Below are 25,818 nucleotides of genomic sequence, written 5' to 3' on the forward strand. Positions count from 1 at the left end.
CGCGACGGACCCCGAGACGAAGATGCCCAGATGTCCGACATGATCATGGGTCATGTAGACGATGCGCTGCCCGGCTGGCAATCGCGTCGGCCTCGTTGTCGTCGGCGGGCGAGAACCCTCGTGCTCGCGCCGCAGCGATCATCGTCTCCTTGGGCGCATTGCCCTTGCCGGTCGCGTGGCGCTTGATCGTCCCGACCGGAACGCCCTCGTAGGGAACGCCGCGCAGTTCGGCCCATGAGGTCAGGGTTGCCATCAGCCCGCCATAGATGTGGGCCGCGTCGGTGCCGGCGTGTCGGCGGACTTCCTCGAACCAGATCGCGGCGATGGGCCCGGACAGCCGGTCGAGTTCGGTCAGCCAGTTGGTGAAACGAAGGTAGCGCATGCCGCCGCCGTCGAAGCGTCCGGGCCGAAAGCTGACCGTGCCGCTGGTGATCAGTCCGTCATGGCTGCGGAGCGCCCAGCCGGTCGTGGTGCCGAGGTCGAGGGCAAGGATGCAGGACCGGTTGATCGCGCCCGGCTCGGGGCGGACGTCCTGCGCGGGGATCGGAGTGTTCATCGTGAAGGCTCACAAGTTGTGGGCCTTCGGCTTCGGTCACCGCCAGATGTAGCATCCGGCGGTCCCCGTCCAAAGCGAAAACGACCAGGGACGGCGCGGCCGGCGAAGATCGACGCGCTGCCCGTCCCGGTCCCAACCTCCGAACGCGTGGTCCCAACCTTCGAGGGGGTTGGGACAGCCCTTTATCGTTTTAATCCAATATCTTGCTCAGATGTGGTCCCAACCTCGGTATCCCTAACGGGGGTCCTTCTCTTTTCGTATAGAAAAACATGTTCCCGACCTTTTCCGTTGCGGCCCCTCGAGGATCAGCATGTGGTCGGCCTTCACGCCGGGGCGGTAGATGCGGGCGACGGCCGAGATCAGCCAGAGCGCGCCGATGGTGTGGTTGAACGCCGTGGGCTCGGCGCCGAGATAGGTGCCGGTCCAGGTCTCGATCCGGGGCGTGCCGTCCCATGTCAGGGTGTCGAGCCAGTCGCGGACGGGATGGATGCGCAGCTCGCGGGCGACGGCGCCGACAGCGCGGCTGACGACGACCGGGGCCACGTTGATGCCGCGGAGTTGCAGCCATTCGGCGGTGCGGATGTCGTCGGCGTCTTCCCAGGGGCGCGGCAGGGAGGCGGTTCCGGCGTCCCACGGCAGCGGCTGACGCACCACGATCTCCTGTCCGAACTCGTCGAAGGCGAGCACGCCTGCGAAGCCCGGATCGGAGGTCAGCGCGACAATGACGTTGGCCTCGTTCCGCTCGGGCGCGCCGGCGAGATCGAGCCGGAGGCGCCTGAACCAGGCGGGCTTCGGGATCGGCGTGTGCGGATCGCCGGTGGCGTTCACGCGGCGGCGGAGCTCGGCCAGCTGCTGTGTCAGGACCGACATGCCGATACCGGTCGCGGACTTGATCCGCGCGACGACCTGCCGTTCGCATCGAAAAAGATCAGCGGATAGCAGGCGTCGAGCGGGCGGGCCTGCCATTCCTTCACCGCGTCCATCACCGTGTCGGTGATCCGGGAAATCAGCGCCGGCGAGGCGTCGACGCCGTAAATGTCCTCCAGATGGCCCTGGATCTCGCGCACCGTCATGCCACGGGCGTACATCGAGACGATCTTCTCGTCGAAGCCGGGAAACCGGCGCTGGTATTTTGCGATCAGTTGCGGATCGAAGGTGCCGGCGCGGTCGCGCGGAATGTCCAGCGGCACCTTCGAGCTTTCCGTTTGCACCGTCTTCGGCGACGTGCCGTTGCGACGGTTCGTCCTGCCCGATCCGTGCTCGTTCTCCAGGTGCTCGTCCAACTCGCTGTTCAGAATCCGCTCCGCCAGAGCCTTCTTCAAGTCGTCAAGCAACCCGTCCTTGCTGAACACGTCGTTCGGGTCGCGGTCGCCCAGCAGTTCGTCCAGAACCTTCTTCGAAATGGCCATGCGATGATCCTCCTTCGTTCATCATCATGGCCCGATGCACAGAATTTGAGACAGTCCCAAAAAAGAGGAAGAATTCTCCATATTTCGGAAACCTTTCGCGTCTGCCTGCATCCAACTGATCGAGACGGCGAAGAAGCCGCTCTCCCAACGGGAACACGAAAGGATCACCCATGACCAAGGCATTCGCCCTCGCCGCCGGCCTTCTGGCCGTCACCGCCCTGCCGACGCTGGCCCATGAAAAGGAGGCGCTGGCCCAGATTCCGCCCGGCGCCCCCTATGTCCGCGTTAGCGAGACGCTACCGCTGCCCGATTACCTTCCCGGCCTCGGCACACTCTTCGTTGACCCCGCTACGCTGCCGGCCGGCCCATTCCTGGGCTACGACCTTGACGGCAACCTGTCGGCCACTATCTACATGACGCCGCTCGAGGAACTGCAGAACGGGACCTCCTACGACAACCTGCACGTCGGCAATCACAACGTGTCCAGCGTCGACATCTACTACAACGCCGGCCATCCGGGCGTCGAGGCACCGCATGCCCATGTCGTGCTGTTCCACGACGCCGAAGCCCGCGAGCGCCTGGCCGAGTGATGCTGACACGTCGCCATATTCTGGCGGCCGGGGGTGGCGGTTTCGCCACCCTCGCGATGCCGTCCCTGCTCCGTGCGCAACAGGTCGAGGTGATCGAGATGCGCGGCACGCCGCGCGGCGAGCGCGTCTGGTATAATCCCATCGGCCTCGCCATCACGCCCGGCACGACCCTGCGCTTCGTCAACCACGACCCTGTGAACAGCCATACCGCCACCGCCTACCATCCCGAGCTTTTCGACCGGGTGGCACATATTCCCGACGGGGCCGCGCCCTGGAACAGCGATTTCCTGCTGCCGGACGAGAGCTTCGAAGTTGCTCTCGAGGTGCCCGGCGTCTACGACTACTACTGCCTTCCGCACGAGATGGCTGCCATGGTCGGTCGGATCGTGGTTGGCCGCCCCACGGACGCGGTCTGGCAGGATCCTGCGGAAGATACGGGCGACCTGCCCGAGGCGGCGCTGCGCGCCTTTCCGGCGGTCGAGGCCATACTGGACCGAGGACGCATCGACCCCGAGGAGACGTGATGGCACCGACCACCCGCAGCAAGACGCCTGCATCGGAGATCGGCCCCAGCACGGCCGAGGCCGATCTGGTCTCCGCTGCCCGCCCCGGACCGGAGGAAGCCCGCCGCGTGGCGGCGGTGCGCGAACTGGTCCGGCGACTCAACCCGCGCCTCTTCCGTGTGGCGCGTGGGATCGTCGAGAGCGATGCCGAGGCGGAAGAGGTCGTGCAGGAGGCCTACCTTGCCGCCTTCGGCAAGATTGACCAGTTCCGCGGCGAGGCGGCGTTTTCTACCTGGATCACCCGCATCGCCATCAATGCAGCGCGGATGCACCAACGCCGCACGCGCCCAGTGGAAAGCTACGACACGGTGACCGAAGATACCGCCGATCCCGCCAACATCCTGTCCTTCCCCGGCGCAGGGCCCGAGCGGCCAGAGGCCGCGCTCGGCCGGGCGCAGATGCGCGCGCTGATGGAACGCGCGGTGGCTGCGCTGCCCTCCGACATGCGTCTGCCCTTCCTGCTTCACGAGGTCGAGGGCGTGCCAGTGCGTCAGATCGCTGCCGATCTCTCGCTCAATCCGATCACGGTGAAGACGCGGCTCTTCCGCGCCCGCCGCCGGTTGCGCGCCGCGCTAGAGGCAGAGCTGCGCGGCGGCTTCGAGACGGTTTTCCCCTTCGACGGCGCCCGCTGCGCCGGCATGGCCGATCGCGTGGTGGCCGCCTTGCGCGGGGGGCGGCAACTGCCTTGAAGTCAGAGACCATATTTGTGGGGCGGGGCATCGTGTTGGAAGTGCCCCGGCCTGAACCCGTTCTTCTATTCTCGTTGCGCTACACGTGGCAGCGACTGTCAGAGTACCTGCGGGCTATCGGGTTTGCCTCACCTCGATCACCGTGAGCGTCCTGCGCTGTCCTCCCACAGTGTCCCAGAAGAACGACGCGTCTTCGGCAAGGCCGAGCAATGCGACCCCGATCGGCGTCATCACCGACACGCGCTGCTGCCCGATATCGGCATCCTCCGGATAGACCAGGGTGATCGAGGTCTCCCGGCCTGTTGTGTTGTCGAGATATCTGACCGTGCTGCCGATACCGACCACGTTCGGCGGCATCTTCTTTGCGGAAACGATCCGGGCACGTCCGATTTCCTCGAGCAGTCGCTCTCCAAGCGGGGCATTGCGCTTCAGTGCGCCTTCGGCGAGCGCCTCGAGACGTTCCAGTTCGTCGGCGTTGATCACGATCCGCGGCTTTTGTGTGGACCGCGCTACAATACTGTTCATTTCAAACACTCCATTGAGGTCTTGGCATCGTCAGCCGCCAGTCTCAGATGCGGACCAGTCCGACGCGCACGGGACGCTTCTGAAGGAACCGTGACAGCCAGCACCCGGACCCGCTCGATGGAGCAATCCGCCAGGATCAACGGCGCGCTCTGGCCGACGCTCATCCCGATCAGCGTTGCGCCAAGCAACGACCGGACCGGCATGACGCCGATCGTTTCAGTTCGCGCCCAGTGGCAAAGCAGGCCGACCCGTTTCGGCCCGCTTCCCACCCGATAGGTCACGATACAATTGCCCGTGACGTTGCATTGATCCAGCGGAGCTGCTGGCCTTTGCGAAGTTGCAAGTTTGTGTTTCATGACATGCGCCAGCACCGGGTGCCGCTGAACCTCTTGGTCCGCCAAGTGTCGGACCATTTCGTCGCGATCCCATTTTGTCAGCACAGGCGTAGCCGCAGTGCCTGCGGACGACTCAATACAAAATGGTCCGGATATATGTCGTGACGTGTCGTGATGTTTCATGCCCGTCCTCCTGCCGCGCGATCGCGGCCAGCTTTACCTTCGGATGAAGAGGAAGCCCCAGGAGGACAGGCGACGTGAGCGCGCCTAGACCGCCCGGGGAAGCGGGCGGCTCAGCAGGAGAAATCTCTTTTGTGCGAGCCTCATGTTCATACCAACAGCGTAGGTGGATGCAGGCCGCCCGTCAATCTCGACCGAGCTCACGCTGGTTGGCGACGAGCGGTTCCGCGCTCATGAGTCTTGTTGGGCGCCTTGGTCAGTTGCAAACCGAAAGGCACTGGCCCATATCAAGTTCATGGCTCGGATCTTGCTTCATACGAGGTTCCTGCGTTTTGCGGGAAATCTGCTGAACCGCCGGTAACCCCGGGGCGGGAGCGGACGTGATGTCCGGTTCATGCCTGCGGGGTATCTCCTGAACAACTCAACACCGATGATCGGCGTCATGATTCTTATGTGACCTGCCGGTGCGCATGAGCGCCCGCTGCCATGCGAGATAACCTGGCGCCGGTTCGGGATCAGCTTCATCGTATGGAGAACGGCATGTTTCCCTTCTACAATCATCAACATCACGCTCGCTATCATCGTTCGGAACTGAATGGACAATCCGGCGCGGGCTTCCTTCCTGCGTGGTGGCGTTCCGCTGTGCGCAACTGGAAACGCCGCCGGATGATCGCGGAACTCAACCGGTTGGACGACTGGATCCTTCAGGACATCGGGATCGTTCGCGGTCAGATCCCGCGTCTGGTGGAGAGTTTTTGCGACCGCGAACTCGACATGGCGCCGATCGCTCGCCCGAAGCAGCCTTCGATGGTCCACGAAGACAATCGTCCAGCCACGAACCGGTATCCGGAAAAGCAGCCCGATGACATCGGCCGGCTTGCAGCCTGAACGGCAAAGAGACAGCAGGCGCGTCACCCCCGCGGGGTGACGCTCAAAGTCGCCATCCGGTTAGACGGAGTGGCGCGGCACACTTAATACGGGGCAAAGCCATGATGATCTGCAAAGCCGACTTCGAAGAACTATTCCCGCACCTGTTCCGAAAGACGGGCAACGACGGTTCTTCCGGTGCCTCATCGTCCTCGACCTTCGAACGTTCCGAAGCACCGACCGACGGTCGCGATGAAAAGCGCAACGTTGGCGTCATGCCAATGCAGCATGGCAGAGAACAAGGATGCGACCACCGTGAGACCCGATCGACGACATGACGTGACCGGATGGCCTCCGATCATGGCATATCTCGCCTCGCCGACCTTGCTCGATCTCAGCTGAGAGCACCAGATTTCGCCCGCGGTGTTTGTCAAAGCAGGCCATGTGGACGCTGTCTGGCTCTCATCTGATCGGTGCCGTAGAAAAAACGTGGAATGACGAGACCTCTAGCATGCCGCGGTCAAAAAGGGGGCGCGCCCATGCGTGTTGTGGAAGTTCGCGTTGGCACTCTCGCCCCGCTCGGCCCCGCGAACATACCAAGCGGGATCCGAAAAGTACCCGTCGCGGGCTCGGTCGCGGCACTAGCGCATGGCCTCGAAGGCGACGAGCAGGGTGACCGCCGCCATCACGGCGGCCGTGACAAGGCGGTTCACGCCTATCCGGTGCAGAACTATCCGCTCTGGACGGCAGATCTTCCGGATCTGGCTGCCGAGATGCGACCGGGTGCCTTCGGCGAGAACCTAGTGGTTGAAGGGGCGGTAGAGGCGGATGTCTGCCTCGGGGACCGCTGGCAGCTCGGGTATGCTCTGCTCGAAGTCAGCCAGTCCCGCCAGCCCTGCTGGAGGTTGAACCTCCGCTTCGGCCGAACGGACATGGCGCGGCGGGTGCAGGACACCGGTCGCACCGGGTGGTACTTCCGCGTTCTCGAAGAGGGCAAGATTTCCGCCGGCGACACCGCGCATCTGGTCGCGCGGCCGCATCCGGACTGGCCCCTCGACCGCGTCTGGCACCTGCTCTACTGCAACACACTTGATCGCGCGGCGCTTGCCGCCTTTGCCGCCCTGCCCGGACTGCCCGAGCGCTGGCGCGCTCTCGCCGAGGTGCGCCTGAGCAGCGGCCGGACCGAGGATTGGTCGCGGCGTATCGAGACTCCGCAATGAGCAGTGCATCGAACGCCGAGGTAACCGGGGGCAATGCCCGTCGTCTGCCCCTTGTCATCTCGATCCAGAGCCAGGTGGCCTTCGGGCATGTTGGCAACTCGGCCGCGGCCCTTCCGATGCGCGCCTGCGGGGTGGATGTGGTCGAAGTTCCGACGACGCTGCTGTCCAATCACCCCCACTATCCCACGATGCGCGGCTGCATCTTGGACGCCGATCTCGTCGCCGACATCCTGACGGGTCTTCTCGAGCGCGACTTGGGCACGCGCGCGGCGGTGATCCTGTCCGGCTTCATGGGCCAGGCAGAGACAGCGTCGGCCGTGGCCGGTTTCGTGCGGCAGGTTCGCGCGGTCAATCCGCGCCTCGTCTATGCCTGCGACCCGGTCATGGGCGACAGCGATCTGGGCCACTTCGCCAATGCGCCCCTACGCGAGGCGTTCCGCGACGAACTGGTGCCGCTAGCCGACGTGATCCTGCCCAACGCCTTCGAACTTCAGACGCTCTCGGGCATTCAGGTCACTGGTCCGGACGCCGTTTCCGAAGCCCGGGCCGTTCTGGATTGCCCGGCGGTGGTCGCGACCTCGGTGCCGGTGCCCTCGCGGCCCACACGGCTGGCCACCGTCACGACGACGGCGCGCGGCTGCGCCTCGGTCGAGGTCGACCGACTGCCGGTGCGTCCTGCCGGCACGGGCGATCTGTTCGCCGGGCTTGTCGCCGCACGGATTGCATTGGGAACGGAGCTGGAGGCGGCGGTGGCCCGCGCAGTGGCTGGCGTAGGGGTGGCGTTGTCGCGCACCGGGACCGAGCCGTGGGCGGAAATGCCGATCACCGCCGCGCTGGACGCCATAGTCGCAGCGGGCGGCGATTGAGGCTGGGCACCCGCGGACCGGCCCCCTACGGCAGAAAGCGCCAGAGCACGCCGACGCCCGCGATCCATGGGTGCAGCAGGACCAGCACGGCGACCGCCACCAGAGCCAGCGCAAGTCGCAGGACGGTGCCGGGCGTGGGCCGCAGCCTCGCGGCGCGCATGTCGGCGACCGTCTTCCGCCAGGCGGTCTCGCCCATCTCGCGCCGGCGCCTTCGGTCGATCATCGCCATGCCGATCAGCGAGAAAGCCGCCATGCTGCCGAACAGCAGCACATGGGCGAGATCGCCGTTGGCGACCAGATGCGCCGCCGACCACAGCAGGAAGGCGGCCAAGACCGGATGGCGGACCCAGCGGAGGAGGCCCGCCTTCTCGGGATCGAAGGCGGCGTTGCGCGCACCGCCAAAGGACAGCGGGTTGGGCCTACCCAGACCGAAGGCGAGGACCGTCGCGGCGAGGATCATCGCCGCCAGAACGATCCTCCCGGCGTGAGGAGGCTCACCCCAGAGCGCGACGCGCGGCGCGTGACGGGCGGCGACAAAGACGGCTCCGAGCAGCGCGATCGAGAGGACCGAATAGGCGATCCCGAACCCGGCCGGGCCAAGCCGGGCGACAAGCCAGGTCCTTACCGGCGGGCGCAGCGGCACCGAGTGCAGGATGAAGAACGCGGCAAGCGCGGCGGCGAAGACAATCCAACCCATGCCGCTAGCGGTCAGGTCGGGCCGCCAGCAGACCGGGCCCATAAACCGCGCAGAAGCTGCCGAAGGCTGCGATCCAGGCCAGTCCAGACAGCGCGTGCAGCGTGCTGGCGTACGCCGGAAGCGCGGCACCGAGCAGCCGGAAGGCCACCGAAAGAATCACGGCCACGTAGATCGCCTGTGTCCCGGGGCTGGCGGTCAGCGTCCTGCCGGTATGGCCCAGCGTCGCCCGCGTTATCACCGCCAGTGTCATCAGCCCGATGGCCCCAGCCATCCACACATGCTGCGCTGCCGCCAGGTCCACCGCATCCGGCCGGAGGATCGCCGCACCCAGCATCAGCGCCCCGAGCGGGACGAAAGCGTAGCCGGCATGCAGGACCAGCACCAGCGGCTCCGTCCATGTCCGCGCGCCCGCCCATCGCGCGAGACGCCAGAAATGCACCCCGGCCGCGGCGATCAACGCCGCGCCGCTTGCCGGGGCGACGGGCAGGACCACCCAGAGCAGCAATGCGCCTACGAGCGCCATCAGCGCGAGCTTGTCGAAGATCTGCATCGGCGGGACAGGCAGCCGGCCGGGTCCGCGCTTGACGAGCCAATTGCGGCTGAAAGACGGTATGATCCGGCCGCCGATCACCGCGATCATCAGGATCGCCGCGGCAAGTCCAAGGCGCAGCCCGTAGCCCCGGGCCGCATCATCCCCGCGCGCGGCCTCCCAATGAAAGATCGCGTTTCCGGCGATAAGCACAGCCAGCATCGCCAGCACGATGAGGTTGCGCCAGTTCCGGCCGCGCACGATCTCGCGGGCGATGACGGCGGCGAGCGTGACGGGAAATGCCAGGTCGGCCAGGGCCACGGCTATCGCCGGCAGCCCCTCCGAGATCAGCACGGCCAGCCGACCCAGCAACCAGAGCGCGAACAGGCCGCCAAGCGGCCATCCCACGATAGGCAGCCTTCCGGTCCAGTTTGGCACGGCGGTGAGCAGGAAGCCCGCGACGATGGCACCGAGATAACCGAACAGGAACTCATGCGCGTGCCAGCCGACCGGGTCCCAGGCCGTCGGGAGGTCTATCCTGCCTGTCAGCATGAACACCCAGAGCGCCATGGCCAATGCGGCCCAGATTGCGCCGCCGAGGAAAAACGGTCGGAAGCCGTAGGTCAGGATTGCGGGTCCGGTCCAGGCGCGCATCTGTTCCGCGGTCGTGCTCATTTCCGCTCTCCCGACACCTGCACGCCCACCTCGGTCAGGATGACGTCGAGCGGGATGTCGTGCGGCTGCGGAAAGATCGTCGCCAGCCGCGATGACTGGAACCCGATCCCGATGGTGGCGGGGCGCGGCGACAGCGCGGCAAGCGTCCGGTCGAAATAGCCGCCTCCATAGCCAAGGCGATAGGCGGCATCGTCCCAGCCCACCAGTGGGGCCAGCATGATATCGGGCTCGACGACGGCGGCGTCGGGCGACGGCACCGGAATGTTCCAGTCGCCGCGCACCATGCGCGCCTCGGGGGTCCAGCGACGGAACACCAGCGGCGCGGCCTTCACTTCCACCAACGGCAGGGCCACGGTCACGCCCTTCTCGTGAAGCTCTGTCATCAGCGGGCGCAGGTCCGGCTCTCCCTTGATCGGCCAGTAGGCCGAGAAGACACGGCCGCGCGCGCCGTCGAAACGCTCTTCCAGCAACCCACGCAGACCGGCGATCAATGCCGCGCCGACGGCTTTGCGGTCAGCCACGCTCAAGGCGTCGCGCTCGGCCCGCAGTCGCGTGCGTTCGCTCCGGCGCCACCGCGCCACGTCGCGGGCCTGCTGCGGATCGACGGCGAGCGGGTCGAAATAATCCGGCGCGACCTCCTGCGCCATGCAGGGCGATGAGGCGTAGCGGCCGGGACTGTCTTTGCGCCTCTCAGTCAAGGAAAGCCCTCCGCGTCGAGCAGAGCGCAAAGGTGATCGCGCAGCACGACGGCCTGGTTGTGCTCTCGGTCTCTGGCGGCGATGAGCAGCGTGACGCGTCCCTTTCGGCACCAGTCAAGGCATCGCCCGACCGCGTCGGAATTGTCCTCCAGCTCCGACAGGTAGCGGCGGCGGAACTCCGGCCACTTTTCCGCGTCGTGATCAAACCACTTGCGAAGCTCGGAGGACGGCGCGACCTCGCGGATCCAGTCGTCGTGCTTCAGGTCTTCCTTGGAGATCCCGCGCGGCCAGATGCGATCGACGAGGATTCGTGCGCCCGACGTCTCGCCGACGTCGTCGTACACCCGCGCGACACTCACCCTGCCACCCGATGCCACGGCGTCAGCCCTCGTCCATCAGCTCGAGCGCCTTGATCGAATGGGCGTAGGCCGCACCGGCACGCATCTCGGCCGCCACCCAGATCGCCTCCATGATCTGTTCGTTCGACGCCCCGTCCCGGCGCGCGGCCTTCACGTGACCGTCGATGCACCTCGGGCACTGCGTGACATGTGCAACCGCGACGGCGATCAGCTGCTTCGTCCGCGCGTCAAGAGCGCCTTCGGCGAAGACGGCCTTCGAGAACGCCCGGAAAGCGTCCTCCGCATCGGGGGCGAGCGCCTTGCGGCGCTCAGCCATTTCACGCGTGGGCTTGGGAAAGCGAAGTTCGGACATCGGCGTGACCCCTCGCTATTCGCGCCAGTAGTCGTTGGCCGCAGCGACCGTCGCAAAGTAGTCCGCGACAACGCCGGACACGTCGATCAGGCTTTGCGGATCGTGTGCATAGTTGGGCCGCAGCGCGTGCAGCGCGTCGATGTCGGTCTGCGTCGTCGTCACCGCCTTCCGTGCCATCGAGACGGCAAGGTCGAACCCTTCGGCCGGCGTTTCGGTCATCAGGCTCGGCAGCCAGGTTTCCTCGGCAGGGTCTTGAGACGCCTCCTGTGCGATCGCTGGCCCGGCTGCGAGCGCGGCCAGGCAGATGATTGTGGCGGATATCTTTCGCATGGTTCTGGCTCCTTTTTTACTAGCGGTCGGACGGTGCCTACCCTGAAAAATTATTTGGACACCCCGTCGAACTGTGGGAACAGCACGTCATTCTCCAGTCGGATGTGCTCTGTCAGATCGTCGACGAGTTCAGCAAGCTCGGCATAGAGCGTTGCCCAGCTGGTGCACGCGCCCCGCGGCGGGTTCATGTCGTGCGTCAGGCTTCGGATCCTGCTGATCTCACGTGCGTGACCGTCGTGATCGGCACGTATTGCCGCAAGCGGATCTTCGATTCCGGGTCCACCACCCCTTCGGATGGCCGGAAAGAGGATCAGTTCCTCCTTCCTCATATGCACCTCCATCTCGCCGACCATTTCGGCAAGAAGGTCGGCCAACCCCTTTGGCACGCCAACGTCGTCGCAATGCAGATCTTCGACCATTTCGGCCAACTTGACCAAGCTGGTCAGTTGCCTGCGGTGACGGGCGTGGTAGCGCGTCTCGATATAGCGGGTCAGCTCGGCAGCGTCGTAGATGGGGGCGGCTTCGGTCATCGGGCACTCCTCGCCTCAGCACAGCTTGGGAACGGCGTCCGGGCCGGCTCTTGCCTGCTCGACCGCGATGTTCAGGGAGCGGGCGATGCGCTCTGCGCGCTCGATCACGTGCTCGGCGCCCGCTGGCGTGCAGGTCTCGCCAGCGGTCTCTCGGAACAGGGCGAGCCACCGCTCGAAATGTGCCCGCTCGACCGGCAGTCGCGCATGAGCCGGCACCGGCTTCCCGTGATAGCCTCCGGTCATCAGTGCGACCGATGACCAGAAAACCACCATGCGGTCGAGATGCGGCGCCCAGTCGGATATCCGGGCCTTGAAGATCGGGCCGAGGACCGCGTCCCGACGCACCTTGTCGTAAAAGCGCTCCACGAGTGCGCGCAGCACCCGCTCGTCGAGACCCGTCTCGGCCATGATAGAAGCGGTCATCTCGGGTCTCGCCGAGGCGATGTGTGGCTTGGCGTTCGGCGACGTCATCGATTGCTCCGGCATTCCGCTCTTGCAAAACAGCCTATATCTGCTAATCGGTATTGTAAATGCCTATTCAGAGCGGAACTCGGCAACCATGCGCCTCACCTCCTTCACCGATTATGGGCTGCGCATGCTGATGCGCATGGCGAGCGAGCCGGAACGCGCCTACTCCTCCGCCGAGCTGGCCGACGAGTTCGGTTTGTCGCGCAACCACCTTGCGAAGATCATGCAGCGGCTCTCCCGCGGCGGGCTGATCGAGACGCGGCGCGGTGGCGGCGGCGGCGCCGTTCTCGCAAAGCCGGCGAGCGAGATCCGCCTCGGCGCAATCGTCCGGTTGCTGGAGGAGGGTCAGCCGCTTGTCGAGTGCTTCGCGGCCGACGGTGGCGATTGTTCGATCGACGGCCAGTGTCGCCTGAAGGCCCGCCTCCGTTCCGCCGAAGCGGCGTTTCTCGCCGATCTCGACCGGTCCACGCTCGCCGACATCGCCCTGAAACCCGCCCGCGCGGCCTGACCCCGAGAGACAGGAGACAGACATGATCGCAACCCTGACGCTCCGGGAAAGACGCATCGGGCTCGGCCTGTCGGTCGCGCTGGCTGTGCTCGGCCTGGCCATGGCAGCGGCGGCCAGGACGGGACCGATGGCCGTCCATGGCGGCATGGCCCTGATCCTGGGCCTGGTGCTCATCTTCGCCATCGGCGGCGCGCTCTACGATCACCCCGAACAGGGCGAGGACCGCCTGACCCGTTACTACGACGCGCCGACGCGCTTCGGGATCGTCATGACACTGATCTGGGCGGTGATCGGCATGGGCGTCGGTGTCTGGCTGGCCGCCTTGATGTACTGGCCCGAGGCAACGCCCCCCTGGCCGGCGACGAGCTTCGGCCGCCTGCGGCCCGTGCACACGTCCGGGGTGATCTTCGGCTTCGGCGGCAACGCGCTGATTGCGACCTCGTTCTGGGTGCTGCAACGGACCTCGCGGGCCCGGCTGGCCGATGCGGTAAGCCCGTGGGTCGTGCTGATCGGGTACAACCTCTTCTGCCTCTGGGCGGCGAGCGGCTACCTGATGGGGTCCACCCAGTCCAAGGAATATGCCGAACCGGAATGGTACGCCGACATCTGGCTGACGATCGTCTGGGTGACCTATTTCGTGCTCTACATCCGCACGCTCGCGCGCCGGGCGGAGCCGCATATCTACGTCGCGAACTGGTACTACATGGCCTTCATCCTGGTGGTGGCGTTGCTGCACATCGTGAACAACCTCGCTCTCCCGGTCAGCTGGACAGGCGCCGAGAGCTTCCCCGTTTGGGCCGGCGTGCAGGATGCGATGATCCAGTGGTGGTATGGCCACAACGCGGTGGCGTTCTTCTTGACGGCCGGGTTCCTGGGCATGCTCTACTATTTCCTGCCGGTGCGCGCGCAGCGGCCGATCTGGTCCTATCGGCTGTCGATCCTGAGCTTCTGGGGCATCGTCTTCTTCTACATGTGGGCGGGCTCGCACCATCTGCACTACACCGCGCTGCCCTACTGGGTGCAGACGCTGGGCATGACCTTCTCGGTCATGCTGCTGGTGCCCTCCTGGGCCTCGGCCGGCAATGCCATCGCCACGCTCAACGGCGCCTGGCACAAGGTCCGCGACGACGCCACGCTCCGTTTCATGTTCGTGGCGGCGGTGTTCTACGGCCTTTCGACGTTCGAAGGTTCCTTTCTCGCCATCCGGCCGGTCAATTCGCTGTCGCACTACACCGACTGGACGGTCGGGCACGTCCATTCCGGAACACTGGGCTGGGTGGCCATGATCGTCTTCGGTGCAATCTACACGCTGGTGCCGCGCCTTTCGGGACGTGACACCATGGCTTGGCCCAAGGCCATCGAATGGCATTTCTGGCTCGCCGTCGCGGGCACGCTGGTCTACGTCGTCGCGCTCTGGAACGCAGGCATCACTCAAGGTTTGATGTGGCGCGCCTACGACGAGAACGGCGCGCTCTCCTACAGCTTCATCCAGTCGGTCGAGGCGATGCTGCCCTACTACGCCGCGCGCACCCTCGGCGGAACGCTGTTCCTCGCCGGCGCCGTGCTCTGCGCGCTCAACTGCCGGGCCACCATGCGGACCGCGGGCGATCGGGTGGACGCCACCGACCGTCCGCTCGCGGCGCAGCCGGCGGAGTGATGCCATGCTGAAGCTGCACTACAATCTCGAGAAAATATCCATGGGTCTCGTCGGCGCCATCATTGCGGTGGCTTCGGTGGGCGGCATCGTGGAAATCGCGCCGCTCTTCACCATCGAGCAGACGGTCGAGATCCCCGACGATCTGCGCCCGCACACGCCGCTGGAGCTTGCCGGGCGCGAGATTTACATCCGCGAGGGCTGTTATGCCTGTCACAGCCAGATGGTGCGCAGCCTCGCCGACGAGATCGACCGGTACGGACCCTATTCGCTGGCGGCGGAAAGCGCGTGGGATCGGCCGATGCTCTGGGGATCGAAGCGCACGGGGCCCGACCTTGCCCGCGTCGGCGAGAAATACTCGGACGCCTGGCACGTCGCGCACCTCATCGATCCGCGCAGCGTGATCCCCGTGTCGATCATGCCCGCTTATCCGTGGCTGACCAGGCCGCTCGAAACCGATCTGATCGAGGGCAACCTCGCGACGCTCGCGCGCCTTGGCGTGCCCTACGACGAGACAATGGTCGAGAATGCCCTTGCCGATGCCCGGGCACAGGCTCGGCCCGACAGCGACGGCGTCGACGGGTTGCTGGAGCGCTACGGCGAGGACATCGCCGTGCGCGCCTTCGACGGGGACCCGTCGAGCCTGACCGAGATGGATGCGCTTGTTGCCTACCTGCAATCGCTCGGCACGCTGACCGACGCCCCCTACGAGATGCTTGCGGAGGAGACGCGATGAGCCACGAGACGCTGGTGCTGTTCGCCAAGATCTTCGGGCCGATCTGGATGGGCGGCTTTTTCCTGATCGTGCTGATCCGCGCCTACAATCCCAAGCGCCGCGCCGAGCAGGAGAGGATCGCGCGGTCGATCCTCGGTTCCGAAACCGCGGAGGGGCGCCGATGACCACCGACCCCAAAGCCCTCCCCGGGGCCGATCCGCATACCGGCAACCGCGACATCGATCCGGTTACCGGCTACGACACGACCGGCCACGACTGGGGCGGGATACGGGAGCTCAACACCCCCTTCCCGAAGGTGGCGCTGATCGCGCTGGTGATCACCGTGGTATACTCGATCATCGCCTGGATTCTGCTGCCTGCCTGGCCACTCGGGCGCGACTACACGCGCGGCTTGCTCGGGCTCGACCAGAACGAGATGGCGATGGAGAGCCTTGGCCGGGTCGAGACCCGCCGCGAGACGTGGCTTGCTGCATTCGACGATCCGGACTTCGACGCCATCGCCGCGGACGAGGCCTTGATGGCGCGCGCGCGCCCCGCTGCCGAGCGGCTCTACCAGGACAACTGCGCCGCCTGCCACGGCACCGAGGGGATGGGCGGCCCGGGCTTTCCGGTATTGTCCGACGATTACTGGCTCTGGGGCGGAGACCCCGAAACGATTGCCACGACGCTTCAGGTCGGCATCAACGCGACACATCCGGATACCCGGTGGGCTCAGATGCCCGCCTTCGACTGGATGGAGCGATCCGACCGCCACGCCTTGGCCGGGTATGTATCGGATCTTTCCGGCGGACGAGCTGACCACGATGGCCCGGCCGCGGTACTCTTTGAGGAAAACTGCGTAGCATGCCACGGCGAGCGCGGCCGCGGCGGGTTGATGAACGGCGCACCGGCACTGACCGACGATGCGGTGATCTACGGGCAGGATGAAGCGAGCGTGATGGACACGCTTCGGAACGGGCGCCAGGGCCTCATGCCATACTGGTCCGATCGGCTGAGCGACGCCGAGATCAATCTTCTCGCCGTCTACGTCGCGGGACTCGGCGATGACACCACGGGAGGCACCCCATGACCGCCACCGCGCAGAAACGGCTGGCCGTGCTCGCTGCCCTGCTCGCCGTGACGGTCGTCGTCGGCGCAAACGCCCATCTTCTGGCGGTCGCCTTCGGCTCGCAACCGCCCTGCGTGGCCGAGGATGGCGCCGCCGCGCCCGCGAAACGCGCCTGCTAGGAGGTCCGCCTATGCTCGAACCGCTTCCGACACTCCGACCACCCCAACGCCCCGGCTCCAGCCTGGCACGCGGACTGCCGGCGAAGGCGGCGCTTGACTGGCTTGCTGCCGGGTGGCGCGATCTGCGTTCGGCCCCCGCGCAGGGCCTCGCCTACGGTGCGCTCCTCGTCGTGATCTCCTATGGCGTGCTGGGCGCGCTCTGGGCCGCGGGGCTGCTCTACCTGGCGCTGCCCGCGATCTCGGGCTTCCTGATCGTGGGGCCGTTCCTGGCCATCGGTCTCTATGAACAGAGCCGTCGGCAGGAAGAGGGCGACCGCGCAACCCTCCGGCAGATGCTGCTGGCACGCCCGGCCGCCGGCGCGCAGCTCGCCTATGCCGGTCTCCTGCTCGGGCTTCTCGTCCTGTTCTGGCTGCGGGCGGCGGACCTGCTCTATGCACTCTTCTTCGGACTCGCGCCCGTTCCGCTCGCCGGAGACGCGCTCGCCAACGTCCTCACGACACCCACCGGCTGGGCGCTCCTCGTCGTCGGCAGCCTGGTCGGCGGGCTCTTCGCCGCGTTCGCGTTCTCGCTCAGCCTGTTTTCGGTGCCGATGCTGATGATCGAGCGCCGAGACGCCCTGACCGCCATGGGCCTGAGCCTGGCGATGACCACGCGCAACCTCGCGCCCTGCATCGCCTGGGGCGGGATCATCACCGTCGGCATGGCGGTGTCGGCCGCCACCGGACTTCTGGCGCTCGTCGTCGTCTTCCCGGTGCTCGGCCACGGGACATGGCATGCCTGGCGCGCGATCGGAGGAGATACGGAATGACGGCCCTGCTGGTTCTCATACCCGTTTCCATCGGCATGGGATTGATCGGGCTCGGAGCATTCATCTGGGCCATGCGCCACCAACAGTTCGACGATCTCGAAGGCAATGCCTGGCGGGTGATCGGCGCGACGGAACCGGCAGATACGCCAGGAGCAGGTCCTGTGCCGCGACGCAGACTCCGCCCAAGGTCATCAGCCATGGAAGTCCGCGTGTCATGGTGACGGCACGCAGGCTGCGTTTGGGGCGGGGTCCGACCGGGCGGCGCGACGGCAGGCGCCGAACCAGAACCATGGCGGTAGAAAACAGCGCGAGTGCCCCGGCCGCAACCGAGACCTGAAGCATCCCGGGCAATTCGTTCAACCCTATCAATAGCGGGCCTGCGGCCTGCCCCAGCGATATGGCGACCATGTAATTCCCCAGAACGACGTCCCGGTGCGCACGGCTGGAACTGCGGGAGGTCGCGATCTGCAAACCTGCCAGCAACAGGGTCTGGCTGATCCCGAGAATGGCGTTGCTTACGAAGAGCACGACAAGTCCGTTGGGGATCACTGCCAGAAGCACAGCCGCGGCCAGCACCCCCGCCGCGCCGGTGGTGACGATCTCGCGTAGCCGGCCATTGTCGTTCTGGCGTCCGATGAAGACGGTGAACAGAACGGGCAGCAGCGCAAAGACCGCTGCGATCTGGCCGATGACCTCGGAGCCGTGCCCCTCGGCCATCGCCCGATAGCTGGTCGCGATGCGCAGGACTGATACGAGGACCTGCACGAGAAACCCGCAGGCCAGCATCGGGAAGATGATCGGGCCGAGGATCTGTTTCTTTGCCATCGGCTCAGGGCCACATCCTAAAATCTACGGAGGTGTGCCGCATTGCCTGCGGCGCACGGAACATCGTCCGGCCCAGTCCGTCTCCGGGCCGAACGATCCTCGTTGGGCATCCCCGAGCGGGATGGGTGGCTCAGGTCAGCTTGCCTTGCGCAACGACATGCCGCAGCCAGGGTCACGCTTCTCCACGCGGGCGAGAAGGCGGTCGATCTCTGCCGCAGCGCGCGGGCTCAGCTTCGGGCCGGGTGCGCGCAAGGCGGGCGTTGCGATCGCCCCCCTACGCGCGAGGATCTGCTTGCGGACTGTCAACCCGATGCCCGACTGGTGCTCGTAGCGCAACAGCGGCAGGTGCGCGTCGAAAATGTCCGCCGCCTTTTCCGGGTCCGCGGCGGACAGGTCGACAACGCGCCGCAGCATTTCGGGAAAGGCGTAGCCCGTCATGGCGCCGTCGGCGCCGCGCCCCATCTCCAGGTCCAGGAACAGTCCTCCGTTGCCGCAGAGGATCGACAGGGGTCGCATGTCGCCCGCCGCCTGCCAGTCGCGGAGCGCGCTGATCTTTTCCAGCCCCGGCCAGTCCTCGTGTTTCAGCATCACGCAGGCGTCGTGCGCCGTGACAACCCGGCGGATCACGCCGGGTGACATCAGTACGCTGGTCACCGTCGGGTGGTCCTGTAGCACCCAGGGCGTGTCCGGGCCGATTGCCTCGACCGCATTGGCGAACCAGCCGCAGATCTGGTCGTCGGTCCGCATCGTGCCCGGAGGTGTCATCATCACGCCCGCCGCGCCCGCGTCCATCGACGCTGCGGCAAGGTCGTGCATCGCCGCCATACCGGGCGCCGAGACGCCGACGATGATCGGCTTGCCCGCGGCGGCGGCGATCACCTCCCGCACCACGGTCAGGCTTTCCTCGGGCCGCAGTTTCTGCGCCTCGCCCATGATGCCCAGGATGGTGATCCCGTCGACCTCGCGGTCGAGGTACCATTCGGTCATCCGACCCAGCGAGGCTACTTCCAGCGACCCGTCCTCGGTGAAGGGCGTGGGCGCGATGGCGAAGACGCCTTTCGTATCCGTGCCGATCATTGGCTATCCTTCCATTTGTCATAGCGGGCGCGGGTGGACTCGTTCATCGGGTAGAGGCCGGGCAGCACTTCTCCGCGGCCCACCTCGTCCACGATCCAGCCTTCCATGCGCTCCTGTTCCGGGGCCTCCTTCAGCACATCGCCTAGGACGGCGGCGGGGATCACCACGGCGCCGTCGCGGTCGGCCACGATGGTGTCGCCGGGGATCACGCACACGCCGCCGCAGCCGACGGTTTCCTCCCAGCCGACGAAGGTCAGCCCGGCGACCGAGGGCGGCGCCGCGGCGCCCCGGCACCAGACCGGCAGGCCGGTGCCCAGCACGCCTTCGAGGTCGCGCACAACGCCGTCGGTGATCATGCCGACCGACTTGCGCTTGACCATGCGGGCACAGAGGATGTCGCCGAAGACGCCGGCATCGGCGATGCCCATGGCGTCGATCACCGCGAAGGCGCCTTCGGGCATTGCCTCGATGGCCGCCCTGGTCGAGATCGGGCTGCCCCAGCTGGCCGGGGTTGCCAGGTCCTCGCGCGCCGGCACGAAACGGAACGTGAAGGCGGGGCCGACCACGCGCTCCTGCCTGTGCCGGAGCGGCATGGCGCCCCGGATCCAGACATTGCGCAGTCCCTTCTTCAGAAGGATGGTCGTCAGGGTGGCGGTGGTCACGCCCTTGAGCGTCTCGATGGCCGCCGCGTCGAGCGGGGCCGCAGATTCGTTCGTCATATCATGTCCTCAGATGCTTGGGATGTAGCCGCCGTCGATGCGGATCTGCGATCCGGTGACGTAGCCCGCTCGGTCCGACGCCAGAAAGGCCACCATGTCGGCATATTCGCGCGGCTCGCCATAGCGGCCCATCGGGATGGCGGCGAGGCTCTCGGCGCGGACGTCCTCGACGCTGCGGCCTTCGCGCTCGGCCTTCTTCTCGTTGAGGAAGGTGATGCGACCGGTGGCGATGCGGCCCGGCATGACCACGTTGCAGGTCACGCCATCGGCGCCGACCTCTGCCGCGACGGTCTTGGACCAGCCGACCAGCGACAGGCGCAGCGCGTTCGAGATCCCGAGATTCGGGATCGGCGCGACCACGCCGGACGAGGTCGAGACGACGATCCGCCCCCATTTCCGCTCCCGCATGCCGGGCAGGACCCGGTCGGCGATCGCCATGACCGAGACGATCATCGAATCGAAGAACTTGCGCCAGGTCTCTGCCGACTGGCCCGATGCCGGTCCCGGTGGCGGGCCGCCGGTGATCGCGACGAGGATGTCGACGGGCCCGAACTCGGCCTCTACCTTGCCGACATGCCCGTCGATCACGTCGAGGTCGGCGACGTCCCATTGCAGGGGCATCGCGGTGCCGCCCGCTGCCTTGATGGCCTCGACCGTCTTGCCCGCGGCGTCGGGGTCGATATCCGCGGCCACCACCCGCGCGCCCTCGGCCGCGAGGCTTGCCGCGATCGCGCTGCCAAGCCCGCCTCCGGCGCCAAGGACCAGCGCGGTTTTCTTTCCAATTCCCAGATCCATCTCATCTTCCTCGAACTTCTTCAGAATGTCTTCGCCGCCGCCCTGTCCGGGCCGCCGGCCGGCCGGGTCAGGCCGACAGTTTCTCCATCGCCTTCTGCACCCATGTCCGGTCCACGGTCCCGGCCATGATCGCCTCCATCTGGGCCGACTCGGCTGCGTGCTTCTTGCCGGCGGCGGCAAGCACTGCCTCGGCCTCAGCCAGCGGCACCGAGACAACGCCGTCCTCGTCGCCGACGATGATGTCGCCCGGGGCGATGGTCATTCCGTCCAGCGCGACGGGCACGTTGATCTCGCCGGGGCCGTTCTTGTAGGGGCCGCGATGGGTGATCCCGGCGGCATAGACGGGGAAGGCGTGGCTGCGGACATAGCCGTAGTCGCGGATCGCGCCGTTCAGGACTACACCGGCAAGGCCCAGCTGTTCGGCATGGGCCAGCATCATCTCGCCCATCAGCGCGTTGCTCAAATCGCCGCCGCCATCCACGACGATCACGTCACCCGGCGAAGCCGTGTCCAGCGCATGGTGGATCAGCAGGTTGTCGCCGGGACGGGTCTTGACCGTGAAGGCCGGTCCGCAGAGCACGCCGCCGGAATGCAGCGGCCGGATACGTGGGCCTGCAGCATCGAGCCGCGCCATCACGTCGCTGATATTGGCCACGGGCAGGTCGGCGAATTTCGCCAGCAGGTCGGAGGACGGCCGCGCGGGCACCTCCAGGATTCGGGATCCCATCATATTGGTCACCTTTTGAGTTGGAGTTTCGTTCAGTCGCGCCGGATCGCGGCTCCTTGGAAGCCGTCGGCCTCGACCCGGAAGGTCTGGCCGCGTGCAATCGGTACGGGCCCGACACGGGCGCCGGTGATCACCACCTGACCCGGTTGCAGCGGCCTGTCGCGACGGGCGGCGTGCCGTGCCAGCCAGAGCACCGCGTCCAGCACCGCCTCCGTCAACGCCATCGGCTTGGCCGGTTCCAGCGTCTCGCCGTCCGAGGTCAAGAAGACCGGGCGCAGGCGGGACAGGTCGAGGCCGGTCAGGTCTGTCTTAAGCGGCCCGATCACCACGCCCGCGTTGCTCTGGAAATCGGCCAGCGCGCTCATAGGGTCGGCGCATTTGCGGTCGGTGAAGCAGGAGTCGAGCACCTCGATGGCGAGACATAGGCCCGCGATCGCGTCCAGCACGTCTTCGCGCGTGCCGTCCAGGGGCACCGGCTTGCTGAGCACGAAGCCCACTTCGCCCTCCACCTCCGGCGCGACCGCGCTTTGCGGCAGGGCACCGCCGTCCGGGATGACGGCCTGAACCGACATCGGCGATCCGCGGTGGCCCTTCGTCGGGCTGGCGGGCGCGACCTTCCATCCGGCGATCTCTTCTGCCGGAAGCAGTATGTCCTGGATCGCATATGCCTGCGCCTCGTCCCGCGGGATCAAGTCCGGCGGCAGGTCGGAGATCCGGCCTGTCTGCCGCGCGGCCCGGATCCGGTTGGCAGCACTCTCTATCAGTGTCTTGTCCATCATGCTGTCCCGTACCTGGCGTGGGCGTCGGGGTCGTGATGCGGGCTCGCCGCGATCAATTCGACCGTGTAGGGGTCCTGCGGGTTCGAGAAGATCTCCTCGGTTGTGCCTTCCTCCACCAGTTTGCCCTTGCACATCACCATCACCCGGTCGGCAAAGTCGCGGACCAGCGGCAGGTCGTGGGCTATGAAAATGAAGGCTAAGCCGTGCTTCTTCTGCAGGTCCTTCAGTAGTGCGATGACCTGCGCCTGCACCGACACGTCGAGCGCCGACACCGCTTCGTCGCAGAGAATGATCTCGGGCCTGAGCGCCAGTGCCCGCGCGATGGCGATGCGCTGCCGCTGCCCGCCCGAGAACTGGTGCGGGTAGCGGTCAGCATGTTCGGCCCTCAGGCCAACCTGGACCAGCAGGTCCTCGACCTCGGCCCGCCATTTCTCGCGCGGCAGTACGCCGGGGTGAATTGCCCATGGTTCCGAAACGATCTCGAAGATGCTCATGCGAGGGTTGAGCGAGGCGGTTGGGTCCTGGAAAACGACCTGCAACTTGCGGCGGAAGTCGCGCAGGTCGCCGCCCTTCAGCGAAAACACGTTCCCGCCCTTGTAGGCGATCTCGCCGCTTGTCGGCTCTGTCAGGCGCAGAAGGGTCCTCGCCAGCGTGGTCTTGCCGGAACCAGACTCGCCCACGATACCCAGCGTCTCGCCCGCGTGCAGCTTGAAGCTGACCTCGTCGAGCGCGCGGGTGACCGTGGCCGCATTGCGCTTGAACGGGTTCGAAGACAGGATGTATTCCTTTACCAGTTTCTTGCCCTCGACCAGCACTTCCCGTTTCTGTTCGACATGGCGGAACGGCTCCTGCCCAGGCACCGCATCGAGTAGTTGGCGGGTGTAGGGGTGTGAGGGGTCCTTGAAGACCTCTGTCACGGGACCGGTCTCGACGATCTTGCCGTCCTTCATGACGACCACCCGGTCGGCTATCTGGGCGACAACCCCAAGGTCGTGGGTGATTAGGACCATGCCCATACCGCTTTCGCGCTGCAGATCCTTCATCAGTTCGAGGATCCGGGCCTGCACCGTCACGTCCAGCGCCGTCGTGGGCTCGTCCGCGATCAGCAGGTCGGGCCGCAGCGCGACGGCCATAGCGATCATGATCCGCTGCCGCTGCCCCCCCGAGAACTGGTGCGGGTAGTCCCGCAGCCTCTCGCGGGCATTCGGCAGCTTCACGTGCTCCAGCAACTCGATGGCCCGGGACCGCGCCTCGGAGGCGCTGGCGCCGTGGATCCGCAGGACTTCCTCGATCTGCCAGCCAATGGGGTAGACCGGGTTCAGATGCGCCAGCGGGTCCTGAAAGATCATCGAGATCGACTTGCCGTTGATGTCGCGGCGCTGCGATCTGGAGAGCTTCAGCAGGTCCCGACCGCGATACATCGCGGTCCCGGAGGTGATGTGCCCCGGAGGGCTGTCGATCAGCCCCATGACGGCGTTCGCGCTGACCGACTTGCCGGAGCCACTTTCGCCGAGGATCGCGAGCGTCTCGCCACGCGCGACGGACCAGCTAACGTTTTGTACGGCTTTCGTGATGCCGCGGCTCGAGCGGAACTCGACACTCAGGTTGCTTACTTCGAGAAGTGTCTCACTCATCGGAGGCTACCTCCTTTTCGAGGCGCCAGCGCTGGACCGGGTCGGTCGCGATGCGGAGCCAGTTGGACAAAAGGTTGAGGGACATCGTGACGAGTGCAATGAAAACACCCGGCCAGAAGGAGAGCCACCAGGCGGTCGCCAGGTAGGCGCGGCCTTCGGCGACCATCACGCCCCAGGTGAATTCAGGCGCCTGCACGCCGAGGCCCAGGAAGCTGAGGCTTGCCTCTGCCAGCATCACGAAGGCGAACTCGATCGTCATCAGCGTCGCGATGGTGGGCGCGACCATCGGCAGGATGTGGCGGAATACCGTGCGAAACACCGATGCGCCCGTCACTTCCGCGGCGATCACGAACATGCGGTTGCGGATTTCCATGACCTCTGCGCGGGTGGTGCGCAGGTAGACCGGCACGCGGGTGATCGCGAGAACGAGGATAACGTTCGAGATCGCCGGGCCGAAGATGTAGAGGACCACCAGCGCCAGAAGCAGCGAGGGGAAGCTCATCACGATGTCGGTGAGGCGCATGATCACGTCGCCGACCAGGCCTCCGCGATAGCCGGCGATCAGGCCGAGCGTCACACCGACGACCATCGACAGGGCGACGGCGGCGGCCGCGATCAGCAGCGTGGTCTGCGCGGCGATCAGGATCCGCGCCAGAATCGGGCGCCCAAGAGAGTCAGAGCCGAGGATGTGCCAGAAGCCGCGTTCGAGCTCGAAAGGCGGCGCGTTGCGCGCCATCAGGTCCATGTCGATCCCGGTTCCGCCCAGAAGCGGGGGCGCGATCAGCGCCGCCAGCAGCGTGATCGACAGGAAGACGGCGGCGATCAGGGCGAACTTGTCCCGGCGCAGGAGCGCCAGAATCGACCAGAGTGCGGGCTTGGGACGCTCGGGATTTGCGGTTTGAGTGGTCATGATTGCAACATCCATTTCATTGGCCCCTGGTGCGCGGGTCGAGCACCGCGTAGACGATGTCGATCGAGAAATTCAGGACGAAGATGGCGACGGCGGTGACCATGACCCCGGCCTGAACCACGGCGAAGTCGCGGAACATGATCGAGTCGATCAGCAGTTTCCCGACACCCGGAAAGCCGAAGATGGTCTCGACGATCACAGCGCCGTTGATGATCCCGGCAGCCTGGTCTCCCGCCACGGTGATCACCGGCAGCATCGCGTTGCGCAGGGCGTGGATGAAGATGATCCGTGCCGGGGCCGCTCCCTTGGCCTGCGCTGTCTTCACGTAGGCCGAGGAAAGGGCGCTGATCATCGAGCTGCGCGCCACCTGGACCAGAAGACCCGCCGGGCGGATCGCCAGAACCAGCACCGGCAGCACCCATTGCGCGGCGGAGCCGGTCCCGGATGTGGGCACCCAGCGCAGGGTCACGGAGAAGATCAGCACGCCGACGATAGCCACCCAGAAATTCGGCAGGCTGGCCCCCAGAAGCGACAGAACCGTCGCGATGCGGTCGAAGATCGAATTCGGCTTCCACGCGGCCAATGCCCCGGTCACGATGGCGACGACCAGCGCGGTGCCGATCGAGTAAAGCGCCAGCAACAACGTGGTGGGCATCGCCTGAAGCACGAGGTCAAGCGCCGGCAGACCCTGGCGGAGCGATTCACCGAAATCGAAGGTGAGAAGCCCGCCGAGAAAGCCGACAAACTGCTGCCAGAGTGGCAGGTCGAAGCCGTGAATGCGCTCAAAATCCGCCCGCAGCGATTCCGGGGCATCGATGGGCAAGTACAGATCCACCGGGGACCCGGTCAGGCGGGCCATGAAGAATACGAAGACGACCAGCCCGAATAGCGACACCGCGCTCCAGATCGTTCGTTTGGTCAGGTAGTAAGCCATGTGGCTTGTCCTCCCACGCGCAATGAAGGGCCCGGCCGTCCTCCTC

General features: G+C 66.2%; 36 protein-coding genes and 2 pseudogenes. 15 read left to right on the plus strand and 23 right to left on the minus strand.

Features of this window, described 5'->3' with window-relative positions; translation table 11 throughout:
- The 4 genes and pseudogenes from GE300_RS23935 to GE300_RS19860 all read right to left on the minus strand — a co-directional run.
- The coding region (locus tag GE300_RS23935) for a hypothetical protein (protein WP_154449292.1) at positions 1–54 on the minus strand (54 nt) is incomplete at its 3' end.
- On the minus strand, positions 44–556 hold the full coding sequence (locus GE300_RS19850; protein ID WP_154449249.1) for a crossover junction endodeoxyribonuclease RuvC: 513 nt from the start codon (positions 554–556) through the stop codon (positions 44–46). The genes GE300_RS19850 and GE300_RS23935, both read right to left, overlap by 11 nt.
- A 234-nt stretch (positions 557–790) precedes the next feature.
- A complete protein-coding gene (locus tag GE300_RS19855; RefSeq protein WP_233417232.1) occupies positions 791–1,426 on the minus strand; it encodes a VapE domain-containing protein in 636 nt (211 codons plus the stop codon).
- A 44-nt stretch (positions 1,427–1,470) separates the two neighbouring features.
- Positions 1,471–1,965, minus strand: a pseudogene (locus GE300_RS19860) (transposase); the annotation flags it as partial.
- A gap of 170 nt (positions 1,966–2,135) precedes the next feature.
- Between GE300_RS19860 and GE300_RS19865 the strand changes: the two are divergent.
- Genes GE300_RS19865 through GE300_RS19875 form a run of 3 tightly spaced genes read left to right on the plus strand, consistent with a single transcriptional unit; the run spans position 2,136 to position 3,807 of the window.
- Positions 2,136–2,555 carry a hypothetical protein gene (locus GE300_RS19865; RefSeq protein ID WP_154449251.1) on the plus strand — a complete coding sequence of 140 codons (420 nt, stop codon included), beginning with the start codon at positions 2,136–2,138 and terminating at the stop codon, positions 2,553–2,555.
- Positions 2,555–3,079 carry a cupredoxin domain-containing protein gene (locus GE300_RS19870; RefSeq protein ID WP_154449252.1) on the plus strand — a complete coding sequence of 175 codons (525 nt, stop codon included), beginning with the start codon at positions 2,555–2,557 and terminating at the stop codon, positions 3,077–3,079. Before GE300_RS19865 ends, GE300_RS19870 begins: the two co-directional genes overlap by 1 nt.
- The gene (locus GE300_RS19875; RefSeq protein WP_154449253.1) at positions 3,079–3,807 is read left to right on the plus strand and encodes an RNA polymerase sigma factor; all 729 of its coding nucleotides are present in this window, start codon (positions 3,079–3,081) and stop codon (positions 3,805–3,807) included. Before GE300_RS19870 ends, GE300_RS19875 begins: the two co-directional genes overlap by 1 nt.
- 114 nt (positions 3,808–3,921) lie before the next feature.
- Here the strand turns inward: GE300_RS19875 and rnk are convergent, their stop codons facing one another.
- Both rnk and GE300_RS19885 read right to left on the minus strand, forming a co-directional pair.
- Entirely contained in the window at positions 3,922–4,332 is a 411-nt protein-coding gene (gene rnk, locus GE300_RS19880) for a nucleoside diphosphate kinase regulator (protein WP_154449254.1), read from the minus strand.
- A complete protein-coding gene (locus GE300_RS19885; protein WP_154449255.1) occupies positions 4,329–4,850 on the minus strand; it encodes a hypothetical protein in 522 nt (173 codons plus the stop codon). The genes rnk and GE300_RS19885 overlap by 4 nt, the downstream gene beginning before the upstream one ends.
- Positions 4,851–5,387: 537 nt before the next feature.
- Here GE300_RS19885 and GE300_RS19890 point away from each other — a divergent pair.
- The 4 genes from GE300_RS19890 (at position 5,388) to pdxY (ending at position 7,800) form a co-directional block, all read left to right on the plus strand.
- The gene (locus tag GE300_RS19890; RefSeq protein WP_233417233.1) at positions 5,388–5,735 is read left to right on the plus strand and encodes a DUF1127 domain-containing protein; all 348 of its coding nucleotides are present in this window, start codon (positions 5,388–5,390) and stop codon (positions 5,733–5,735) included.
- Positions 5,736–5,836: 101 nt separating this feature from the next.
- Positions 5,837–6,052, plus strand: coding sequence for a hypothetical protein (locus GE300_RS19895; protein ID WP_154449257.1), 216 nt, complete (start codon positions 5,837–5,839; stop codon positions 6,050–6,052).
- 201 nt (positions 6,053–6,253) lie between these two features.
- Positions 6,254–6,934, plus strand: coding sequence for an MOSC domain-containing protein (locus tag GE300_RS19900; protein ID WP_154449258.1), 681 nt, complete (start codon positions 6,254–6,256; stop codon positions 6,932–6,934).
- A complete protein-coding gene (pdxY, locus tag GE300_RS19905) occupies positions 6,931–7,800 on the plus strand; it encodes a pyridoxal kinase (RefSeq protein WP_154449259.1) in 870 nt (289 codons plus the stop codon). The genes GE300_RS19900 and pdxY overlap by 4 nt, the downstream gene beginning before the upstream one ends.
- A 25-nt stretch (positions 7,801–7,825) precedes the next feature.
- Here pdxY and GE300_RS19910 read toward each other — a convergent pair whose 3' ends face one another.
- Genes GE300_RS19910 through GE300_RS19945 form a run of 8 tightly spaced genes read right to left on the minus strand, consistent with a single transcriptional unit; the run spans position 7,826 to position 12,441 of the window.
- The gene (locus tag GE300_RS19910) at positions 7,826–8,497 is read right to left on the minus strand and encodes an NnrU family protein (RefSeq protein ID WP_154449260.1); all 672 of its coding nucleotides are present in this window, start codon (positions 8,495–8,497) and stop codon (positions 7,826–7,828) included.
- 4 nt (positions 8,498–8,501) lie between these two features.
- A complete protein-coding gene (locus GE300_RS19915; RefSeq protein WP_154449261.1) occupies positions 8,502–9,701 on the minus strand; it encodes an NnrS family protein in 1,200 nt (399 codons plus the stop codon).
- Positions 9,698–10,348, minus strand: coding sequence for a 5-formyltetrahydrofolate cyclo-ligase (locus tag GE300_RS19920; protein ID WP_154449293.1), 651 nt, complete (start codon positions 10,346–10,348; stop codon positions 9,698–9,700). The genes GE300_RS19915 and GE300_RS19920 overlap by 4 nt, the downstream gene beginning before the upstream one ends.
- Positions 10,349–10,395: 47 nt before the next feature.
- On the minus strand, positions 10,396–10,776 hold the full coding sequence (locus tag GE300_RS19925; RefSeq protein ID WP_407647743.1) for a DUF488 domain-containing protein: 381 nt from the start codon (positions 10,774–10,776) through the stop codon (positions 10,396–10,398).
- Positions 10,777–10,780: 4 nt separating this feature from the next.
- Positions 10,781–11,110: a carboxymuconolactone decarboxylase family protein gene (locus GE300_RS19930; protein WP_154449262.1), complete on the minus strand. Its 330-nt coding sequence runs from the start codon at positions 11,108–11,110 to the stop codon at positions 10,781–10,783.
- A 15-nt stretch (positions 11,111–11,125) separates the two neighbouring features.
- On the minus strand, positions 11,126–11,440 hold the full coding sequence (locus GE300_RS19935) for a hexameric tyrosine-coordinated heme protein (protein WP_154449263.1): 315 nt from the start codon (positions 11,438–11,440) through the stop codon (positions 11,126–11,128).
- A gap of 50 nt (positions 11,441–11,490) precedes the next feature.
- Positions 11,491–11,970, minus strand: coding sequence for a hemerythrin domain-containing protein (locus GE300_RS19940; protein ID WP_154449264.1), 480 nt, complete (start codon positions 11,968–11,970; stop codon positions 11,491–11,493).
- A gap of 15 nt (positions 11,971–11,985) precedes the next feature.
- Entirely contained in the window at positions 11,986–12,441 is a 456-nt protein-coding gene (locus tag GE300_RS19945) for a group III truncated hemoglobin (protein ID WP_154449265.1), read from the minus strand.
- 88 nt (positions 12,442–12,529) lie between these two features.
- Here GE300_RS19945 and GE300_RS19950 point away from each other — a divergent pair, with 88 nt between their 5' ends.
- From GE300_RS19950 to ccoS, 8 genes are read left to right on the plus strand one after another with little or no spacing between them, the layout of a single operon-like run.
- Complete coding sequence (locus tag GE300_RS19950) at positions 12,530–12,946, plus strand: Rrf2 family transcriptional regulator (RefSeq protein WP_154449294.1); 417 nt, start codon at positions 12,530–12,532, stop codon at positions 12,944–12,946.
- 22 nt (positions 12,947–12,968) lie between these two features.
- Entirely contained in the window at positions 12,969–14,603 is a 1,635-nt protein-coding gene (gene ccoN / locus GE300_RS19955; protein ID WP_154449266.1) for a cytochrome-c oxidase, cbb3-type subunit I, read from the plus strand.
- Positions 14,604–14,607: 4 nt separating this feature from the next.
- Complete coding sequence (gene ccoO, locus GE300_RS19960; RefSeq protein WP_154449267.1) at positions 14,608–15,336, plus strand: cytochrome-c oxidase, cbb3-type subunit II; 729 nt, start codon at positions 14,608–14,610, stop codon at positions 15,334–15,336.
- Positions 15,333–15,500 carry a cbb3-type cytochrome c oxidase subunit 3 gene (locus GE300_RS19965; protein ID WP_154449268.1) on the plus strand — a complete coding sequence of 56 codons (168 nt, stop codon included), beginning with the start codon at positions 15,333–15,335 and terminating at the stop codon, positions 15,498–15,500. The genes ccoO and GE300_RS19965 overlap by 4 nt, the downstream gene beginning before the upstream one ends.
- Positions 15,497–16,405: a cytochrome-c oxidase, cbb3-type subunit III gene (gene ccoP / locus GE300_RS19970; protein ID WP_154449269.1), complete on the plus strand. Its 909-nt coding sequence runs from the start codon at positions 15,497–15,499 to the stop codon at positions 16,403–16,405. The genes GE300_RS19965 and ccoP overlap by 4 nt, the downstream gene beginning before the upstream one ends.
- Positions 16,402–16,563, plus strand: a complete 162-nt coding sequence (locus tag GE300_RS23325) for a hypothetical protein (protein ID WP_233417234.1) — start codon at positions 16,402–16,404, stop codon at positions 16,561–16,563. Before ccoP ends, GE300_RS23325 begins: the two co-directional genes overlap by 4 nt.
- An 11-nt stretch (positions 16,564–16,574) precedes the next feature.
- Positions 16,575–17,372 (plus strand): DUF2189 domain-containing protein, encoded by a 798-nt coding sequence (locus tag GE300_RS19975; RefSeq protein ID WP_233417235.1) that lies wholly within the window; start codon positions 16,575–16,577, stop codon positions 17,370–17,372.
- A 35-nt stretch (positions 17,373–17,407) separates the two neighbouring features.
- Positions 17,408–17,593 carry a cbb3-type cytochrome oxidase assembly protein CcoS gene (gene ccoS, locus GE300_RS19980; protein ID WP_233417238.1) on the plus strand — a complete coding sequence of 62 codons (186 nt, stop codon included), beginning with the start codon at positions 17,408–17,410 and terminating at the stop codon, positions 17,591–17,593.
- Here ccoS and GE300_RS19985 read toward each other — a convergent pair.
- The 9 genes and pseudogenes from GE300_RS19985 to GE300_RS20025 all read right to left on the minus strand — a co-directional run.
- Positions 17,565–18,197, minus strand: a pseudogene (locus GE300_RS19985) (MFS transporter); the annotation flags it as partial. The gene ccoS and the pseudogene GE300_RS19985 overlap by 29 nt on opposite strands.
- Positions 18,198–18,332: 135 nt before the next feature.
- Complete coding sequence (locus GE300_RS19990) at positions 18,333–19,274, minus strand: dihydrodipicolinate synthase family protein (RefSeq protein ID WP_154449272.1); 942 nt, start codon at positions 19,272–19,274, stop codon at positions 18,333–18,335.
- Complete coding sequence (locus GE300_RS19995) at positions 19,271–19,993, minus strand: ribonuclease activity regulator RraA (RefSeq protein ID WP_154449273.1); 723 nt, start codon at positions 19,991–19,993, stop codon at positions 19,271–19,273. The genes GE300_RS19990 and GE300_RS19995 overlap by 4 nt, the downstream gene beginning before the upstream one ends.
- Positions 19,994–20,002: 9 nt before the next feature.
- Positions 20,003–20,788, minus strand: a complete 786-nt coding sequence (locus GE300_RS20000) for an SDR family oxidoreductase (RefSeq protein ID WP_154449274.1) — start codon at positions 20,786–20,788, stop codon at positions 20,003–20,005.
- Between the two features lie 67 nt (positions 20,789–20,855).
- Positions 20,856–21,518, minus strand: coding sequence for an RraA family protein (locus GE300_RS20005; RefSeq protein WP_154449275.1), 663 nt, complete (start codon positions 21,516–21,518; stop codon positions 20,856–20,858).
- A 29-nt stretch (positions 21,519–21,547) separates the two neighbouring features.
- Complete coding sequence (locus GE300_RS20010; protein ID WP_233417236.1) at positions 21,548–22,291, minus strand: 2-keto-4-pentenoate hydratase; 744 nt, start codon at positions 22,289–22,291, stop codon at positions 21,548–21,550.
- Positions 22,291–23,928, minus strand: a complete 1,638-nt coding sequence (locus GE300_RS20015; protein ID WP_154449277.1) for an ABC transporter ATP-binding protein — start codon at positions 23,926–23,928, stop codon at positions 22,291–22,293. Before GE300_RS20015 ends, GE300_RS20010 begins: the two co-directional genes overlap by 1 nt.
- Positions 23,921–24,838 carry an ABC transporter permease gene (locus GE300_RS20020; protein WP_154449278.1) on the minus strand — a complete coding sequence of 306 codons (918 nt, stop codon included), beginning with the start codon at positions 24,836–24,838 and terminating at the stop codon, positions 23,921–23,923. Before GE300_RS20020 ends, GE300_RS20015 begins: the two co-directional genes overlap by 8 nt.
- A 16-nt stretch (positions 24,839–24,854) precedes the next feature.
- Entirely contained in the window at positions 24,855–25,772 is a 918-nt protein-coding gene (locus GE300_RS20025; protein WP_154449279.1) for an ABC transporter permease, read from the minus strand.
- Positions 25,773–25,818: the final 46 nt, after the last annotated feature.

This window comes from Halovulum marinum (genome assembly GCF_009697225.1).
Lineage (GTDB): Bacteria > Pseudomonadota > Alphaproteobacteria > Rhodobacterales > Rhodobacteraceae > Halovulum > Halovulum marinum.